General features: G+C 63.1%; 12 protein-coding genes. All 12 read left to right on the top strand.

From position 1 onward, the window contains the following. Window positions 1-866 (top strand): type VI secretion system Vgr family protein (locus D7325_RS18950; RefSeq protein WP_120998014.1); only part of this gene is annotated, 866 nt, incomplete at its 5' end. After that, window positions 863-1708 carry a DUF4123 domain-containing protein gene (locus D7325_RS18945; protein WP_120998013.1) on the top strand — a complete coding sequence of 282 codons (846 nt, stop codon included), beginning with the start codon at window positions 863-865 and terminating at the stop codon, window positions 1706-1708. The genes D7325_RS18950 and D7325_RS18945, both read left to right, overlap by 4 nt. After that, on the top strand, window positions 1705-2436 hold the full coding sequence (locus tag D7325_RS18940; protein ID WP_120998012.1) for a hypothetical protein: 732 nt from the start codon (window positions 1705-1707) through the stop codon (window positions 2434-2436). The genes D7325_RS18945 and D7325_RS18940 overlap by 4 nt, the downstream gene beginning before the upstream one ends. A 6-nt stretch (window positions 2437-2442) precedes the next feature. Continuing rightward, window positions 2443-4593: a lipase family protein gene (locus D7325_RS18935; RefSeq protein ID WP_245962116.1), complete on the top strand. Its 2151-nt coding sequence runs from the start codon at window positions 2443-2445 to the stop codon at window positions 4591-4593. Window positions 4594-5162: 569 nt separating this feature from the next. Further along, window positions 5163-5264, top strand: a complete 102-nt coding sequence (locus D7325_RS18930) for a type VI secretion protein (RefSeq protein ID WP_425452335.1) — start codon at window positions 5163-5165, stop codon at window positions 5262-5264. A 21-nt stretch (window positions 5265-5285) separates the two neighbouring features. Further along, on the top strand, window positions 5286-6479 hold the full coding sequence (tagH, locus tag D7325_RS18925) for a type VI secretion system-associated FHA domain protein TagH (RefSeq protein ID WP_120998010.1): 1194 nt from the start codon (window positions 5286-5288) through the stop codon (window positions 6477-6479). Between the two features lie 5 nt (window positions 6480-6484). Next, complete coding sequence (gene tssJ, locus D7325_RS18920) at window positions 6485-6964, top strand: type VI secretion system lipoprotein TssJ (protein WP_120998009.1); 480 nt, start codon at window positions 6485-6487, stop codon at window positions 6962-6964. 4 nt (window positions 6965-6968) lie between these two features. Further along, window positions 6969-8306 carry a type VI secretion system baseplate subunit TssK gene (gene tssK, locus D7325_RS18915; RefSeq protein WP_120998008.1) on the top strand — a complete coding sequence of 446 codons (1338 nt, stop codon included), beginning with the start codon at window positions 6969-6971 and terminating at the stop codon, window positions 8304-8306. Beyond that, window positions 8303-9169, top strand: a complete 867-nt coding sequence (gene icmH / locus D7325_RS18910) for a type IVB secretion system protein IcmH/DotU (RefSeq protein ID WP_120998007.1) — start codon at window positions 8303-8305, stop codon at window positions 9167-9169. Before tssK ends, icmH begins: the two co-directional genes overlap by 4 nt. A 24-nt stretch (window positions 9170-9193) precedes the next feature. Next, entirely contained in the window at window positions 9194-12730 is a 3537-nt protein-coding gene (gene tssM, locus D7325_RS18905; protein WP_120998006.1) for a type VI secretion system membrane subunit TssM, read from the top strand. Then, complete coding sequence (locus D7325_RS18900) at window positions 12730-13461, top strand: PP2C family protein-serine/threonine phosphatase (protein WP_120998005.1); 732 nt, start codon at window positions 12730-12732, stop codon at window positions 13459-13461. The genes tssM and D7325_RS18900 overlap by 1 nt, the downstream gene beginning before the upstream one ends. After that, a complete protein-coding gene (locus tag D7325_RS18895; RefSeq protein WP_120998004.1) occupies window positions 13458-14444 on the top strand; it encodes a serine/threonine-protein kinase in 987 nt (328 codons plus the stop codon). The genes D7325_RS18900 and D7325_RS18895 overlap by 4 nt, the downstream gene beginning before the upstream one ends. Window positions 14445-14592: the final 148 nt, after the last annotated feature.

Genomic DNA, 14592 nt, shown 5'->3' with positions numbered 1-14592 from the left:
CCGACGACAAGACCAGCTGCTGGCTGCGCGTCTCCAGTAGCTGGGCCGGCGACCGCTACGGCGGCATCGCCATTCCGCGGGTCGGCATGGAAGTGCTGGTGACCTTTCTCGAAGGCGACCCCGACCAGCCGCTGGTGACGGGCTGCCTGTACTACGCCGAGCATGCCGTGCCCTACGACCTGCCGGCGAACAAGACCCGCTCCGTGTTCAAGACCCTGAGCTCACCGGGAGGCGGCGGCTACAACGAGCTGCGCATCGAAGACCGCAAGGGCGCCGAGCAGATCTATATCCACGCCCAGCACGACTGGGACGAGAACATCGAGCACGACCAGAAGATCCGCGTCGGCCATGAACGTCATGACACGGTGGAAGCGAACAGCTATAGCGAGTTCAAGGCCGAAGAGCACCGCACCACCCATGCCGACCGCAAGACCGAAGTCCGCGCCAACGACCACCTGACCGTGGGCAACAGCCAGCACGTGAAGATAGGTACGGGGCAGTTCGTCGAAGCTGGCCAGGAAATCCACTACTACGCCGGCAGCAAGGTCGTCATTGACGCCGGCATGGAACTCACCGCTGCCGGCGGCGGCAGCTTCCTCAAGCTCGACCCCAGCGGCGTCACGCTGAGCGGCGCGACGATCAAGATCAACTCCGGCGGGGCGCCGGGCAAGGGCTCGGGTGTGAACATCCTCGCTCCGCAGATCCCCTGGGCCGCCGACCGGGACAAAGCGGGCGCCAAGCCCAGACTCGCGCTGGCCAATGCCCAGCTTCAAATCGCTCGCAAGGCCAGAGAAATCGGAGCAAGTCGCTGTCCGGTCTGTGAAGCATGCAGAGAAGGCATTTGCGAGGTGGGAACCCCCAAATGAAAGCTCCGGTACGCCAGTGGCTCGACGATCAGCAGTGCAAAGATCGGCAATTGTTCCTTGTCATCGACAGCATGGCTGAGCCCAATCCCGTTCAGGAACTCTTTGCCAAGGACTTGATGCGGGACTATCTCAATCTTTACCAAGGGACCGAGCTTTCCGACTTAGCGGACATTGGCCCATGGCTGATCGCCCTTAGCGAATCGGAATTGATGCAGCTTGATACATTGCTCGATGCACCTGAGCGCAACTGGGGTTGGCTAGCCAGCGCCGAGCGTATCGATCTGCCCGCTCTTGGCAATCACTGGCGGGCACGAATGCTGATCGAAGAAGAGGATCAGCATGCCCTCTACCGACTGCAGGACGGTCGAGTGATTGCCCACCATTTGAGAGGCTTGGCCTCGGGACAGCGTCACTTGTTGTTGGGTCCGCTGGCCAGCGCCCTGTGCTGGGATGGGAATGCGTGGTCAAGCTTCGACAATCCAATCCCCGCCCCTTGCCCTCCTCCTTTTGAGACGCCTTGGCTGAGCATTCCCGAGCCGCCTGGGATCGCGCGACAAATCAGCCAGCACAACTTGCTGCAGTGGCTCTGGGAGCAGTTCCCGACTGCCACGGCCAAACTGGCCGAGCACGTCTTTTTGGATGGCTGGCTCGATGAACAGCTTAACCAAGCCGAAGATTGGCAATGGCATGCGCAGGAGCAACATCGCTTCCTGCTGCAGTACCGTCTGCAACCAGCCCTGGCATCGCAATCGTTCTGGATGCCACAACCCGCTGAAACCCCAGAGCAACACTTCTATCGTTGTCAGGACTTCGTCGCGCACATGGAGCCTAGCCACTCATGACTCGCCATACCCCGCAGCTGCTGATAGTCGGCTTGATCGGTAGTCTGCTCACCGCCTGCGGCTCGCTCACCTCGCACACCGGCGACAGCTTTACCCTGGAGGGTGCCCTGCCTGCAGACTTCGCCCTCAAGGCGCAAGCACATTACGGCGTCGCCAACGGCTGCAATGGCCGCAGCCAAACACGCTCCTTCGAAAGCGAATTCGAAGAGGATGCCCACACGTATCGTTTCAAGATTCCGGTCAACTACCGCGACGGCCTTTGCGAGATGCGCCTGGCTCGCGTAGGCCTGTTCATTCATGGCCGCTACGGTGAAAAGGACTGGCAGCGTACCTACGACAACGGAGAGCTAGTGCTGGTCGACGCCTTGCCTGAAGGCGCGCCAAGGTTCGATGCAAACGGAACGTTGAGCAAGACGGCTGAATGCACTTGGTTTTTCCAACTCAGCAGAGCCCACTCTAGAAAAGGTGAGATCAGCAAGCTTCTTAGCTGCGCAGGTGCAGGTGCTTACTTGGCCAAGCAAACGCTGTCCGGAAAGCTCGTCAGGCTTTCATTTCAAATCCAGCAGGAAGAGCGACCGGCCAGAAAAAATACTTGGCTAAATACTCCTCAGGGTTGGAAGCCCTGTATACCAAAGCCGGGATGGCAGCAATGCCAAGACCCGCCTGTATTCGGCACATTTAAAATGAACGACCAAGAGTGCACCGTTTACCCAAACTGCAAGGAGTGATCAAGGATGATCAGAACAGCCATGGAAGCGCTTTCCTGTCCACTGCGAAGCCAAAAAGTTAGCTTTCGTCTGGTAGACGAAAATGGAGATGGTCGTCCCTATGCAGGTTTGCCTTACCGGCTGCACGACAGTCAAGGAAAGATATTCGAGGGCATCTTGGATAGTGAGGGCTTCGCGCAGGTTATAAATATCCACTGCGGCCCCCAAGTGCTCGACCTTTCAGAGATCGCCTCGCAATACCTTGATCCCTGGTATGAAGAAATTTCTATTAGAAAGAATTTCCCCCTTCCACTTACAGCTTTGCAGATCGCAGCCGAACAGCCCCCCTCCGGCCCCCGCCGCGCCGATGGCAAAACCTACCTAGCGGAAGCTCGCGCTAAACAGGAAAATGCTCAACTTTACCGTGTGGAAGTTAGTGACTTCGCAGTAGCCAGGGCTCATCTGCCGGAACCCGATGCGGCATGGGGCCCGCGGCCTTCATCGACGCTCAAATTAAACGCCGGCCTTGCGCAGAAGCAGCCGGGCATAGCCCTGGCCCCGAATACCCACTATCTACTCGAAGTCAAAGCACTGCGCGCCTACAGCCCGCTGCTTTCGAGAGACAAGGCTTTCTGCGCATTGAACGCCTATCACCTGGCCGTGATGAGCACCTTCGCTTACGCCCCGTTCAGCAAGACCCCAGAATCAGGCAGCCCCTACGCTTCCAACCCGCCTCCATATTCCAGCCCTGGTTCGATAGGTCACGTACTACGCGAACAGCTGGCCCGCTTAGAAAAGCCAGAGCTCTTCGATGTGGCGCGCTATCACCTGCTATATGAGGAGGTGCCTTATTCCAAGCGCTTGGAAATAATGCCCCATGATCCGGGGCGTTACCGCGAAGAAGCTTTGAAAGGCTGGCGCAACCCTGAAGACGTTCATTTTTTGCACCACGAGGCGTCTGACACGCAGGCCTTCATCACTCACAGCGATAAGGTCATGCTGATCTCTGTGCGCGGCACCCTCGGCCTAACAGATATCTTGCTCGACGCAGACGCACGACAAGTACCGTTCAAGGAGGGCGTTGGCCAAGCGCATCGAGGCTTCTATAACGCATTCAGCGCAGCCAAGACTTTCGTCGAGCGCTATATGGAAGCGTTTTACAGGGGGCAGACCGTAATCGTCTGCGGGCACAGTCTCGGCGGTGCGGTTGCGCTGCTTCTCGCTGCTTGGATAAGCGAACAATGGTCGAAGGATACGCAGCTCTATACATTTGGCGCACCGCGTGCGGCCGATCAGGCTTTCGTTAAGAGCGCAAACGAGCTCACCCACCATCGGCTGGTAAACCATAACGATCCGATCCCAGGGGTTCCGTTTATCTGGATGGATGCTGAATGGAAACTCGCCGCTGTTGGCGTCGTCGCGCTGTTCAGTTCGCCGGCAGTAGGCATTTCCTTACTTTTGGGCGGCTTGCTAAATATGCAGGGCGATCCTTATGAACACCATGGTGAACAACGCCATTTCGTGTCGCGAAAGCCAGGCAATGGCAGTGCAAGCGCAGTGCTGTGGCAACCCGACTGTGCGCTCATTGATGAGCAAGCCTGCGCCCGCTATACCGGTGCACTGAGCCTGGAAGAGGACATGCCCGAGCGAGCGGCGTTCGTCCGGCAGCTCATCTCGTTTTCGGAGCACTCCAGTAACAGCGGTTACAGCCGGGCCATGCTCACTACGTTATTGCGCTGGCATACCAGCGTTACCGAGCGCGACGGGGACCTCTTCACACCGATGGAAATCCAAGAAATCGATGGTCTGATTCGACACGCCGAGGAGGAGTTGGCGAGCTGGCAACCCCGCAGTTTCGCTGAGTTCCGGCATGAAGTAAGGAAACGCCACGATAAGCGCTTCTACAGGAAGACCGACACGGAGCTCATGCAGCTGTACAACGAAGGAATCACTGCCGTGCGCCAGTTGAGCGCTCGGCAACGCGACGGGTTGAACCGGGCCAGGCAACGGCTGCTGAACGAGGCGAACCACAGGCTGACCGCACGGGACATTTTCGGTGAGCTCTGGCAGCGGGAAGATATTCCCGATCTAGTCGAGCAATGGCTTGCCTTGGACTCAAATCTCAAGGCGGCACAGCTGGCGCAAACTCAGAAGACCTCCAAATCTGCACTCGCCTGAATGTGGCTGGCTAACGCGCTCATTTAACGAATTTCGCTCGGCGATAGGGCAGGAGCGTGCCGCAGGTCTCAGCAAGACATATCTCGAACTGCGTCATCGATATACCGAAGCGGTGTGTCCGTCGAGCCGAACAGAGCCTACTTACCCGAGCACAGCAGTGCCTGTTAACCCCAGGCCGAGCGCTAGAGACGCCATGCGGCGTGTTTGGGAGCACTCGGAACGGACCGATCTAGCAGAGCCTGTAGCGAAATGGCGTGCCATCGGTGGCAACCGAATTGCCGGGGAGCTCGCTGACGTTTAAGTAAAACGCGCCGGCTTCCGCTTAAAAGGCGAAGAAACGAGACACGTGGCTGCAATGTTCCTCGATGATCACCACTAACCCGCCTCACCTCTCGTTTTACGATTCATCGGCGTTTTTTTCGTGAACGCGGTCACCCGCCGGGATGGCTAAGCGAACTTAAATGGCCCACCCAAGTCTCGCGCTGCTTCAGCGGGCACGAGACGCCCAGCACACACGACTTCAAGGAGGAAATCGCGTGCTAGCCCGCTATTACGCCCTCGTTACGCTCATCGCCGCGCTCTTGCTCGCCGGATGTTCCGGCAATTACACCTTCAATGATGACGAATATCGCCCGCTGGGCGATCCGCAAGCGGTCAACCGCGGTCGCTAAGTCGCGAGGAGTGGTAACGCCATGGAATTGGTCTTCGATATGGTTGGTGCGCAGCAATTCGTACCCGGCCTGCACACGACGAAAACCTTCAAGCAGGCCGGGGGACTCATCGGCCGCGCGGACGACTGCGACTGGGTTATCCCGGATCGCAAGCGGGTCGTCTCGAGTCGCCACGCCGAGGTCAGCTATCGGGACGGCGCCTTCTATCTCACCGATACCAGCAGCAACGGCATTCGCCTGAAAGACAGCGGCAGCGCGCTGCGCCGAGGCGAGCCGCAACGCATCGAGCATGGCAATGTGTACTGCCTTGGCGATTTCGAGATTCGTGCCCGGCTGGTGCGCGACCCCTCGCTGTTCGAAGGCGATATCGGCCGACCCCAGCCGGCAGGCAGCATCATTCCCGACGACGCCTTTCTGGACCTCGATCCGCTGAGCGCGCTGGAGCAGCAGGAGCGCGTCTACGCTGAGGTCGACGGATTGGCGGCCGTCCTCGCGCCACCACGCGCGGGGGCGCAGCAACGGGACTACGCTCAGATCGACGAGGAAAACCTCTGCGTGCCGGAGCTCGTCATGCCGCAGCCCGCGGCGAAACCGGCGCCAATCCCTGAGCCCAAGCGGTTGCCGGCGGGCTTCTGGGAGCAGTTCGGCGAGGCACTTGGCCTGGACCTCAATGATCTCGACGACCCGGCCCGGGAAGCGCTGGCCCTCAACGCGGCACGCCTGCTCAGGCAAAGCGTCGGCAATCTCCAGCAAGCCCTGCGTACGCGCAGCGAACTGAAGAACGAGCTCCGGCTGGCGCTGACCACGGTGCAGAACGCCGGCAACAATCCGCTCAAGCACACCGCCGACTCACGCGAGGCAATGCAGGCGCTCCTATTGGCGCCCAAGCCAGGCCAATTGCCGTCCGAACAGGCCATCAGCCGTGCGTACCGGGACCTGCAGGCCCATCAGGTCGCCTTGCTCGCCGCCAGTCGTGCAGCCATCAAGGGCATGCTCGAGCAGCTGTCACCGCCGCAGCTGATCCTGCGTTTCGAACGCGATCGCAAGCCGCTGTTCGCCAGTGCGGGCAAGCGTTGGCGAGCCTACTGCCGGCTGCATGAAGACCTTCAGCGCGACGGCGACTGGAGCGAGCGCCTGTTCGCACGCGACCTCGCCCAGGTCTACGAGGAACAGGTTCGCCTGATCGCGACCCTCCACACCGATACCCAAGGATGATGCCCATGCTCCGTCTGACTTGCCTGGCCATGGCGGCCGGGCTGACGCTGCTCACCGGTTGCTCGGCGCTCTCGCCGAACTCCGACCTGACCAAGCTGGACCTGTCGCTGGAGGGCAGCGACACGCTGAACCCCGACCTGAATGGCCGTCCGTCGCCGATCGTGGTGCGCCTGATCGAGCTCAAGCACCCGGTCGCCTTCCAGAACGCCGACTTCTTCTCGTTGTATCAGCGCGCCAAGGAAGCGCTTTCCCCCGACATGGTGATCGAGGAGGAACTCGAGCTGCGTCCGGGCGAAGTGCGCACCTTCAAGCTGTACGTCCAGGACGGCAGCCGCTATGTCGGCGTGCTGGCGGCGTACCGCGATCTGCCTGAAGCCCATTGGCGCTTCGTCATTCCGCTGACCCCGCAGGCGCAGAACCACAGCACGCTGCGCCTCGACGAGCGCGGCATCAGCGACCTCGCTGCAACCGACGCACAGGAGTGACGCCATGACCATGAACAAGGTGGTCTGGCAGGAAGGCATGTTGCTGCGCCCGCAGCATTTTCAGCAGAACGACCGTTACTACGACCATCAGCTCAAGACGCGAACCCAGCAGTTGGGCCTGTACGCCTGGGGTTTCTTCGCGCTGGAAATCGACCGCCAGTTTCTCAACATGGGCAAGCTGGTGGTCAGCCAGGCCAGCGGCATCCTGCCCGACGGCAGCCTGTTCGAACTGGGTACCGAGCGCGAACCCCTGGCGCTCGACGTGCCGCCGAACACCAGCAACATGCCGGTCTTTCTCGCCCTGCCGCTGGTTACCGGCAACCATATCGAGAGCCGCCGTCCCGAACAAAAGGATGTACTTGCCCGCTACACCGCGCTGGATGAAGAGGTCGCCGACTCCAATGCCGGGGACAGCAGCGCGAGTCAGGTCAGCACGGCACGCCCGGACTTCCGCCTGCTGCTCGGCGAGCAACAGAACGACCAGGCTTTCGTGAAACTGAGGCTCTGCGACATCCTCGACACCACGCCCGACGGAGTCATCACCCTGGATGCCGAGTACATCCCGACCTTCATCGACTTCCAGGCCTCCAGCTACCTGCTGTCGTGCCTCAAGGAAGTGATCAGCATGCTCGGTCACCGTGGCGACATTCTTGCCGAACGCATTCGTGCCACCGGCAAGGTCGGCGGCGCCGAGGTCGGCGATTTCATGATGCTGCAGCTGATCAACCGCTATGAACCGGTGCTCAGGCATTACCTCGGCATCGAACGTGTCCACCCCGAACACATCTATCGCGAACTGCTCGGCCTGCTCGGTGAGCTGGCGACTTTCTCCAGCGAAACCAAGCGGCCCCGGCTGGACAGCCGCTACCTGCACAGCGACCAGGGGCTGTCGTTCCGCAAGCTGATGGACGCGATCCGCCAGGTGCTGTCGATGGTGCTGGAGCAGCACGCCATCGAGTTGCTGCTGCAACAGCGCCAATACGGCATCCAGGTTTCGCCACTGCATGACCACAAGCTGCTCGGTACGGCCTCCTTCGTGCTGGCGGCCAGTGCCCAGTGCGATTCCGAAGAGCTGCGGCAGCGTCTGCCGGCACACCTGAAGGTCGGCCCGGTCGAGCGCATCCGGCAGTTGGTGAACCTGCACCTGCCCGGCATCAAGGTCAAACCGCTGCCGGTGGCACCGCGACAGATCCCATTCCATTCGGGCAAGACCTACTTCGCCTTGGAGCTCAGCTCCGAGGAGCTGGCGCAGCTGGAACGCTCCGGCGGCTTCGCCTTCCATGTGTCCGGTGAGTTCACCGGGCTCGAGTTGAAATTCTGGGCGATCAGGAACTCGCTATGACCACCAGGGATATGGAATACGGTCAGGATGACAGGACGGTCATCCTCAACCGCCAGGGCGATGCGCCCGCTCACAGTCCGCTGACCGACTTCGGCGCGCCGCCCAAGTACGAGCAGCTCGAGGAGCGCATGATCTACGCGGCACGCCTGCGCCCGGCCGAAACCTTCAACGTCAGCCTCAACCCGCTGGTCGCCGCCGCCTCGGCACTGCTCTCCGAAGCCGTGCGGCTCAAGCACAGCTTCGAGCCGGAGGACCTCACGGCACTCAACCAGCGGCTGTCTTCGGAGCTGAAGCTGTTCGAACACCGTGCGCTGCATGACGGCTCCGAGAGCAGCCAGGTCATGGCGGCCCGCTACGTGCTGTGCACCGTCCTCGACGAAGCGGTGGTCACGACGCCTTGGGGCAACGAAAGCGAGTGGTCGCAGATGAGCCTGCTGTCGAGCTTTCACAACGAGACTTTCGGCGGCGAGAAATTCTTCCAGCTGCTCGAGCGCCTCTCACGCAACCCGGTCAAGCACCTGCCGATGCTGGAGCTGATGTACCTCTGCCTGTCGCTCGGCTTCGAAGGCAAATACCGCGTCCTGCCGCGCGGCATGCTCGAACTCGAAGCGGTACGGGACAGCCTCTACCGACAGATCCGCCAGCTGCGCGGGGATGTTCCACGTGAAATCTCGCCGCATTGGCAAGGGCTGAAGGACACCCGCCGCCGCCTGGTGCGCATCGTGCCGTGGTGGATGGTCGCCCTCTTCACCCTGGTTTGTCTGGCCGTCATGTATGGCGGCTTCGCCTGGGTGCTGGAACAGCAGCGCGCTGCCGTCCTGCACCCCTACCAGCCTGTCGAACCGACCCAGATGGTCGAGTGATCGCCGTAACAAGGACGTAACGCCATGAAGGATTTTTTCGGCACGCTTGCCGCTTACTTCCGTAAAACCTGGGTCTGGAGCCTGTGCCTGCTGCTGGTGCTGGCCTTGCTGGTGTGGTTCGTCGGCCCGTTGCTGGCCGTGGCCGACCACAAGCCATGGGAATCGGCGACCAGCCGCCTGCTGACCATCGCCGGGCTGTGCTTGTGCTGGGGCCTGTTCATCGTCTTCACCAGCTGGCGAGCCAACCGCCGCGCAGCCGCCGAGGCCAGCGACGAGCAATTGCAGGAGCGCCTGCGCCGGCAAGGCCTGATGGGCGAAGAACAGGCTGAACTACGCCAGCGCTTCAAGGCCGCCCTGCGGACGCTGAAAAGCTCGTCGCTCTACCGTGGCCGCAGCGAGAAGTGGCGCAACGACCTGCCCTGGTATCTGTTGATCGGTCCACAGGGCAGCGGGAAAACCAGCCTGCTGGATTTTTCCGGGCTGGAATTCCCGCTCAACCGGGGCGATGAGCAGCGCCTGACCAAGGATGTGTCGGGAACCCGTTACGCCGACTGGTACTTCGCCGACCACGCCGTGCTGATCGATACCGCCGGCCGCTACCTGACCCAGCCCGATGCCGCGGTCGACGCGAATGGCTGGGACACGCTCGTCGGCCTGCTGCGCCGTCGCCGCGCCCGTCCGCTCAACGGCGTGCTGGTCAACCTGCCGGTCGATCAGTTGCAGCACCTCAGCGAAATGGAACTCGAAGGCCTTGCCCGGCAGACCCGCCAGCGGCTTCACGAGCTCCATCAGCGCCTGGGAGCCGATGTGCCGGTGTATCTGGTCTTGAGCAAGGCCGACAAGGTGCTGGGCTTCGAGGAGTTCTTCGACCAGTTGTCGCGCGAAGAGAGCGATCAGGTGCTCGGCGCCAGCTTTCGCCGAGAGCAGAACGGTACGGACACGCAGACCGTTCACGAGGAATTCGAGGCCTTGCTGCGCCGCCTGAACAGCCAGGTCATCCTGCGCATGCACCAGGAGCGCGATACCCAGCGGCGCGGCCGCATTCTCGATTTCCCCCACCAACTCGGACAGATCGGCGAGCGCCTGTGCCTCTTCATCGAACTGGCGTTTTCCGGCAATCGTTATCAGCGTGCCAGCCAGTTGCGCGGCTTTTACCTGACCAGCGCACCGGAACTGCAAAACGGGCTGGACCCCCTCACCACCGGCATCGGCCGGCAGCTGGGGCTAGCCAGCAATGCGCTGCCGACGTTCCGCCAGGGACGGGCACGCTTCATCCACCACCTGCTGAGCCAGGTCATCTTTCCGGAGGCCGAACTGGCGGGCCTCGACAAGAAGGAAATCCGGCGCATCGATTGGGGCCAGCGTACCGTCTATGCGGGCGCACTGACCTGTCTGGCGGCCTTCGGCGCGGTCTGGGCGACTGGCTTCACGGCGAACCATGACCGTCTCGAACAGCTGCGACAGCTCGCCAGTAGCCTGACGGATCAACGGCAGGCGATCGACGTTCAGGATGATGCGTTGCGCACGCTCGCCGCGCTCGACAGCAGTTACGCGGCCACCCAGGTGTTCCCGCCGAGGGCTGACGCCCCCTGGCTGGAACGTGTGGGTCTGTATCAGGGCGAGCCCATCGACCCGAGCGTCCGGAGCAACTATCGCCACGACCTGGAAACCCTGCTGCTGCCGCGCGTCGCCCATCAGCTAGAGGCGCAGATTCGCGCCAACCTGGATGATCGCGAGCAATTGCTCAACAGCCTGCGCGCCTACCTGATGCTGCGCCTCGAAGAGCGCCGCGATGCCGCGTTTCTCGAGCAATGGCTGGCGGCCGACTGGTCACTGCGCTATGCCGGTAACGCGATCGCGCAGAACGGCCTGAATACCCATTTCGCCCGTCTGCTGGCCGAGCCCTTCCAACCCTACGCCCTGGACGAGACGCTGGTGAGCCAAACGCGGGAAATCCTGCGCAGCGAATCCCTCGCCACCGTCGTCTACCGCATGCTGCGCGATCAGGCGCGCGTACTGCCGGACTACCGCTTCAGCCAGCACCTCGGTCCGCAGGGCGCGCTGTTGACCGGCGCCGACCAGGCAATCCCCGGGTTCTATACCCGTCGTGGCTACGAGCAGTACTACCTCAGCCAGGGCGCCGACCTGGTGCGCGGAATCCTGCGTGACAACTGGGTCCTCGGCGAGGGCGAACACCTGAGCACGGCCGACCTTGGCCGCCTGATGGCGGAGATGGAGCAGCTGTATTTCCGCGATTACGGCAACTACTGGGGTGACGCGATCACACGCCTGGCCCTCGAACCACTGGCCGGCGCCGATCAGGCCGCCATCCAGCTGTCCGGGCTTGCGGGCGCCAATTCGCCGCTGCTGCAATGGCTGGCCGAAGTGCGCGACAACACTCGCTTCGCCGGGCTTGCCGAAACCGCCCAAGGGGCAGCGGATGCCGCCGATGCGCTGGGCAAGGCCGGCCAGGCGGGCGGCACGGCGAAGCTGGCTACCGCCGCCGCGGAGCAGGCGCAAGCCGCCCTGGCGAAGAGCCTGCCGGACACCGCCCGCAAAGCACTCGAACGTCGCTTCGCCCCGTTGCATCGCCTGCTCGATGATGACGGCGCCCCAAGTGCCGAGCTGGCGCCGGCGCTCAAGGCGCTCGACGACCTTCAGTTCCAGCTGGCCAGCCTGGCCCATGCCAGCGCTCCCGGCCAGGCCGCCTTCGAGCTGGCCAAAGCCCGCATGGGAGGCCAGCGAGACGCCATCAACCAGGTCCGCGGCGCCGCCTCGCGCCTGCCTCAACCGGTCGGCAACTGGCTGGCGCTACTCGCCGAGGACAGCTGGTCACTGATACTCGACGACGCGCACGACTACATCAACGAGCGCTACCGCAGCGAGCTCTACGCCGTCTACAAGAGCGCACTGCGCAAGCGCTACCCCTTCGACGCCCACAGCGAAAGCGACGTGGCGATCGCCGACTTCCGCGAGTTCTTTCGCGCACAGGGCGTAGCCGACAGCTTCTTCGAGCGTTACCTCAAGCCGTTCGTCAGCGGCAGCACCGGCGGCTACCAGCTGCGCCGCATCGACGGTCGCGGCATTCCGCTATCGCGCGCCTTCCTCGCGCAGATGAGCCACGCACAAACCATTCGCCGCAGTTTCTTCGCTGAAAACCCCAACGAGCCCCTGGTGCGATTCAAGCTCGAACCCTACTCGCTGGACTCGAGCCTTGGCCGCGCCGAGTTCCGCTTCGGCGGTCAGCAGATGGAATACCGGCATGGCCCGATCGTGCAGACCGCCTTCACTTGGCCCGCTGACGCCGACGAAGGCCGCTCGAGCCTGGTGGTCGAGGAGCTGGCCGGTCGCAAGGTCGGCATCGAGAAGAACACCGGCCCCTGGTCGCTGTTCCGCCTGCTCGACCTGATGGAAGTCGACTACCACAGCGGCCGCGACGTGCTGATGCTGAAGGCCAACCTCGGCGGGTTGCGCGCCAACTACCTGCTGCACAGCCAGCGCTCGCCCAACCCGTTCGACGTGGCGATGCTGCGCGACTTCAAGCTGCCGGCGACGCTCTGATGACAGTGATCGCCAAGGCTTGGCACAGTGCGAGCCGAACCGACGCCGGCAAGGTCCGCTCGGGGAACGAGGACGCCATCCTCGACCGCCCCGAACTGGGCCTGTGGGCGGTCGCGGACGGCATGGGCGGACACCGCAACGGTGCGCTGGCCAGCCGCCTCATCGTCGACCGACTCGCCGAGCAGGCCTGCGAAGGACCGCTCGCCACCCGGCTTGCCGCGATCCGCCAGTGCCTGCACGACGTCAATCGGCAGCTCAGCCAGGCGCTGACGGTCACCACCGATTGCCCCGACCCGGTGATGGGCAGCACGGTGATCGCGCTGGTGGTCGCGGACGACCGCGCGGCCTGTGTCTGGGCCGGGGACAGCCGTTGCTATCTGTGGCGCGGCGGACGCCTGTACCAGCTCTCGCGCGATCACTCCCTGCGCCAGCAACTGCTCGACGAGCACGCCATGAGTGCGGAACAGGTCGCGGCGCACCCGGCAGCGCATGCCCTGACCCGGGCCGTGGGTGCCAGCGAGCGGTTGCAACTCGACATCCTCGAATTCGAGACCTACCCGGGCGATACGCTGCTGCTGTGCAGTGACGGGCTCTACCAGGACCTGCCCGCCGATGCGCTGCCGGCGGCACTCGGCCTGCCCTCGGCCAGCCTGGTCCTGCGGCGCCTGTTCGACGAAGCGCTCACAGGACCCGCGCGGGACAACCTCAGTGCCGTCGTGGTGCGCCGATGAGCGAGGCCCTCGACGTATCGATGCCGGCGAGCGACCAGACGTATTTCGCCTACGCCCAGGGCGCGGCCAGACCTGTGTCGCCAGAACCGGCACAGGCGCCTGGCTCGCTGCCCGAGCTCGTCGGCGGACGCTACCGGATCGAGCGGCTGCTGGGCGTCGGCGGGATCGGTGCGGTCTACCGTGCCCGCGATCTGCTGCGCGAGCAGTTCGGCGATCCTGAGCCCTACGTCGCGCTGAAGACGCTGAGCGAGGAATTCGCCGAATACCCCGATGCGCACGCGCTGCTCTACAGCGAGTTCGCCCTGACCGCGCGTCTGCGCCACCGCCACGTGGTGCGCCTGTTCGGCTTCGATGTCGACGTCACCAGCCGCCGGGCGTTCATCACGCTGGAGCTGCTCAAGGGACCGACGCTTGACCAGATGCTTCTCGAACATCCTGCCGGCCTGCCGTGGCCGCTGCTCCGTTCGATCGCCCTGCCGTTGCTCGAAGCGCTGGATTACGCGCACAGGCTCGGTGTGCTGCACGGTGACCTCAAACCGAGCAATGTCATGCTCGCCGATGACGGCCTGCGCCTTTTCGACTTCGGCCTTGGCCAGCCACTGGACAGCCTGTTGCCCGGTCTCCCGCGCCTGGCGCGCCATCGATTCACCGCCTGGACGCCGCGCTATGCGGCGCCCGAACTGCTCGACGGCGGCGAGCTGACGGCAGCTGCCGACATCTATGCCGTTGCCTGCGTGCTGTACGAACTCAGTGCCGGCCAGCACCCCTTCCGTCGCCTGAGCGCCAAACAGGCCAAGGCCATGTCGCTGGATACTGATCTGGCTCGGCCGCCGCACCTGCCCGCGCATTGCTGGCCGGCGCTTCGACAGGCGCTGGCATTCGATCCGGCCGACCGCACGGGTTGTGTCGGTCCGCTGCTTGAAGCATTTCGGAGAAACCAGCCAAGCCGGTGGCGGCGGTGGCTGGGTCTCGCCCAAGGATGACCACCGGACAAGGAATCCACTATGTTCAACCCGGCCAACCACCCCCATTTCAGCTTGCAGCTGCCCGGCATCGAGCACGACTTGCAAGTGCTCGAATTCCGCGGTCGCGAAGCGCTCTCGACGCCCTTCGCCTTCGACGTCGAACTGG

Source organism: Stutzerimonas urumqiensis (assembly GCF_003640395.1).
GTDB lineage: Bacteria > Pseudomonadota > Gammaproteobacteria > Pseudomonadales > Pseudomonadaceae > Stutzerimonas > Stutzerimonas urumqiensis.
Note: the sequence above shows the minus strand (reverse complement) of the source record. Positions and strands in the feature narration are given on the sequence as shown.

What these genes read in the sequence shown, in the direction of transcription:
- D7325_RS18945 (WP_120998013.1), top strand. Translation starts at nt 863, where the DNA reads ATGAAAGCTCCGGTACGCCAGTGGCTCGACGATCAGCAGTGCAAAGAT.
- D7325_RS18940 (WP_120998012.1), top strand. Translation starts at nt 1,705, where the DNA reads ATGACTCGCCATACCCCGCAGCTGCTGATAGTCGGCTTGATCGGTAGT.
- D7325_RS18935 (WP_245962116.1), top strand. Translation starts at nt 2,443, where the DNA reads ATGATCAGAACAGCCATGGAAGCGCTTTCCTGTCCACTGCGAAGCCAA.
- tagH (WP_120998010.1), top strand. Translation starts at nt 5,286, where the DNA reads ATGGAATTGGTCTTCGATATGGTTGGTGCGCAGCAATTCGTACCCGGC.
- tssJ (WP_120998009.1), top strand. Translation starts at nt 6,485, where the DNA reads ATGCTCCGTCTGACTTGCCTGGCCATGGCGGCCGGGCTGACGCTGCTC.
- tssK (WP_120998008.1), top strand. Translation starts at nt 6,969, where the DNA reads ATGACCATGAACAAGGTGGTCTGGCAGGAAGGCATGTTGCTGCGCCCG.
- icmH (WP_120998007.1), top strand. Translation starts at nt 8,303, where the DNA reads ATGACCACCAGGGATATGGAATACGGTCAGGATGACAGGACGGTCATC.
- tssM (WP_120998006.1), top strand. Translation starts at nt 9,194, where the DNA reads ATGAAGGATTTTTTCGGCACGCTTGCCGCTTACTTCCGTAAAACCTGG.
- D7325_RS18900 (WP_120998005.1), top strand. Translation starts at nt 12,730, where the DNA reads ATGACAGTGATCGCCAAGGCTTGGCACAGTGCGAGCCGAACCGACGCC.
- D7325_RS18895 (WP_120998004.1), top strand. Translation starts at nt 13,458, where the DNA reads ATGAGCGAGGCCCTCGACGTATCGATGCCGGCGAGCGACCAGACGTAT.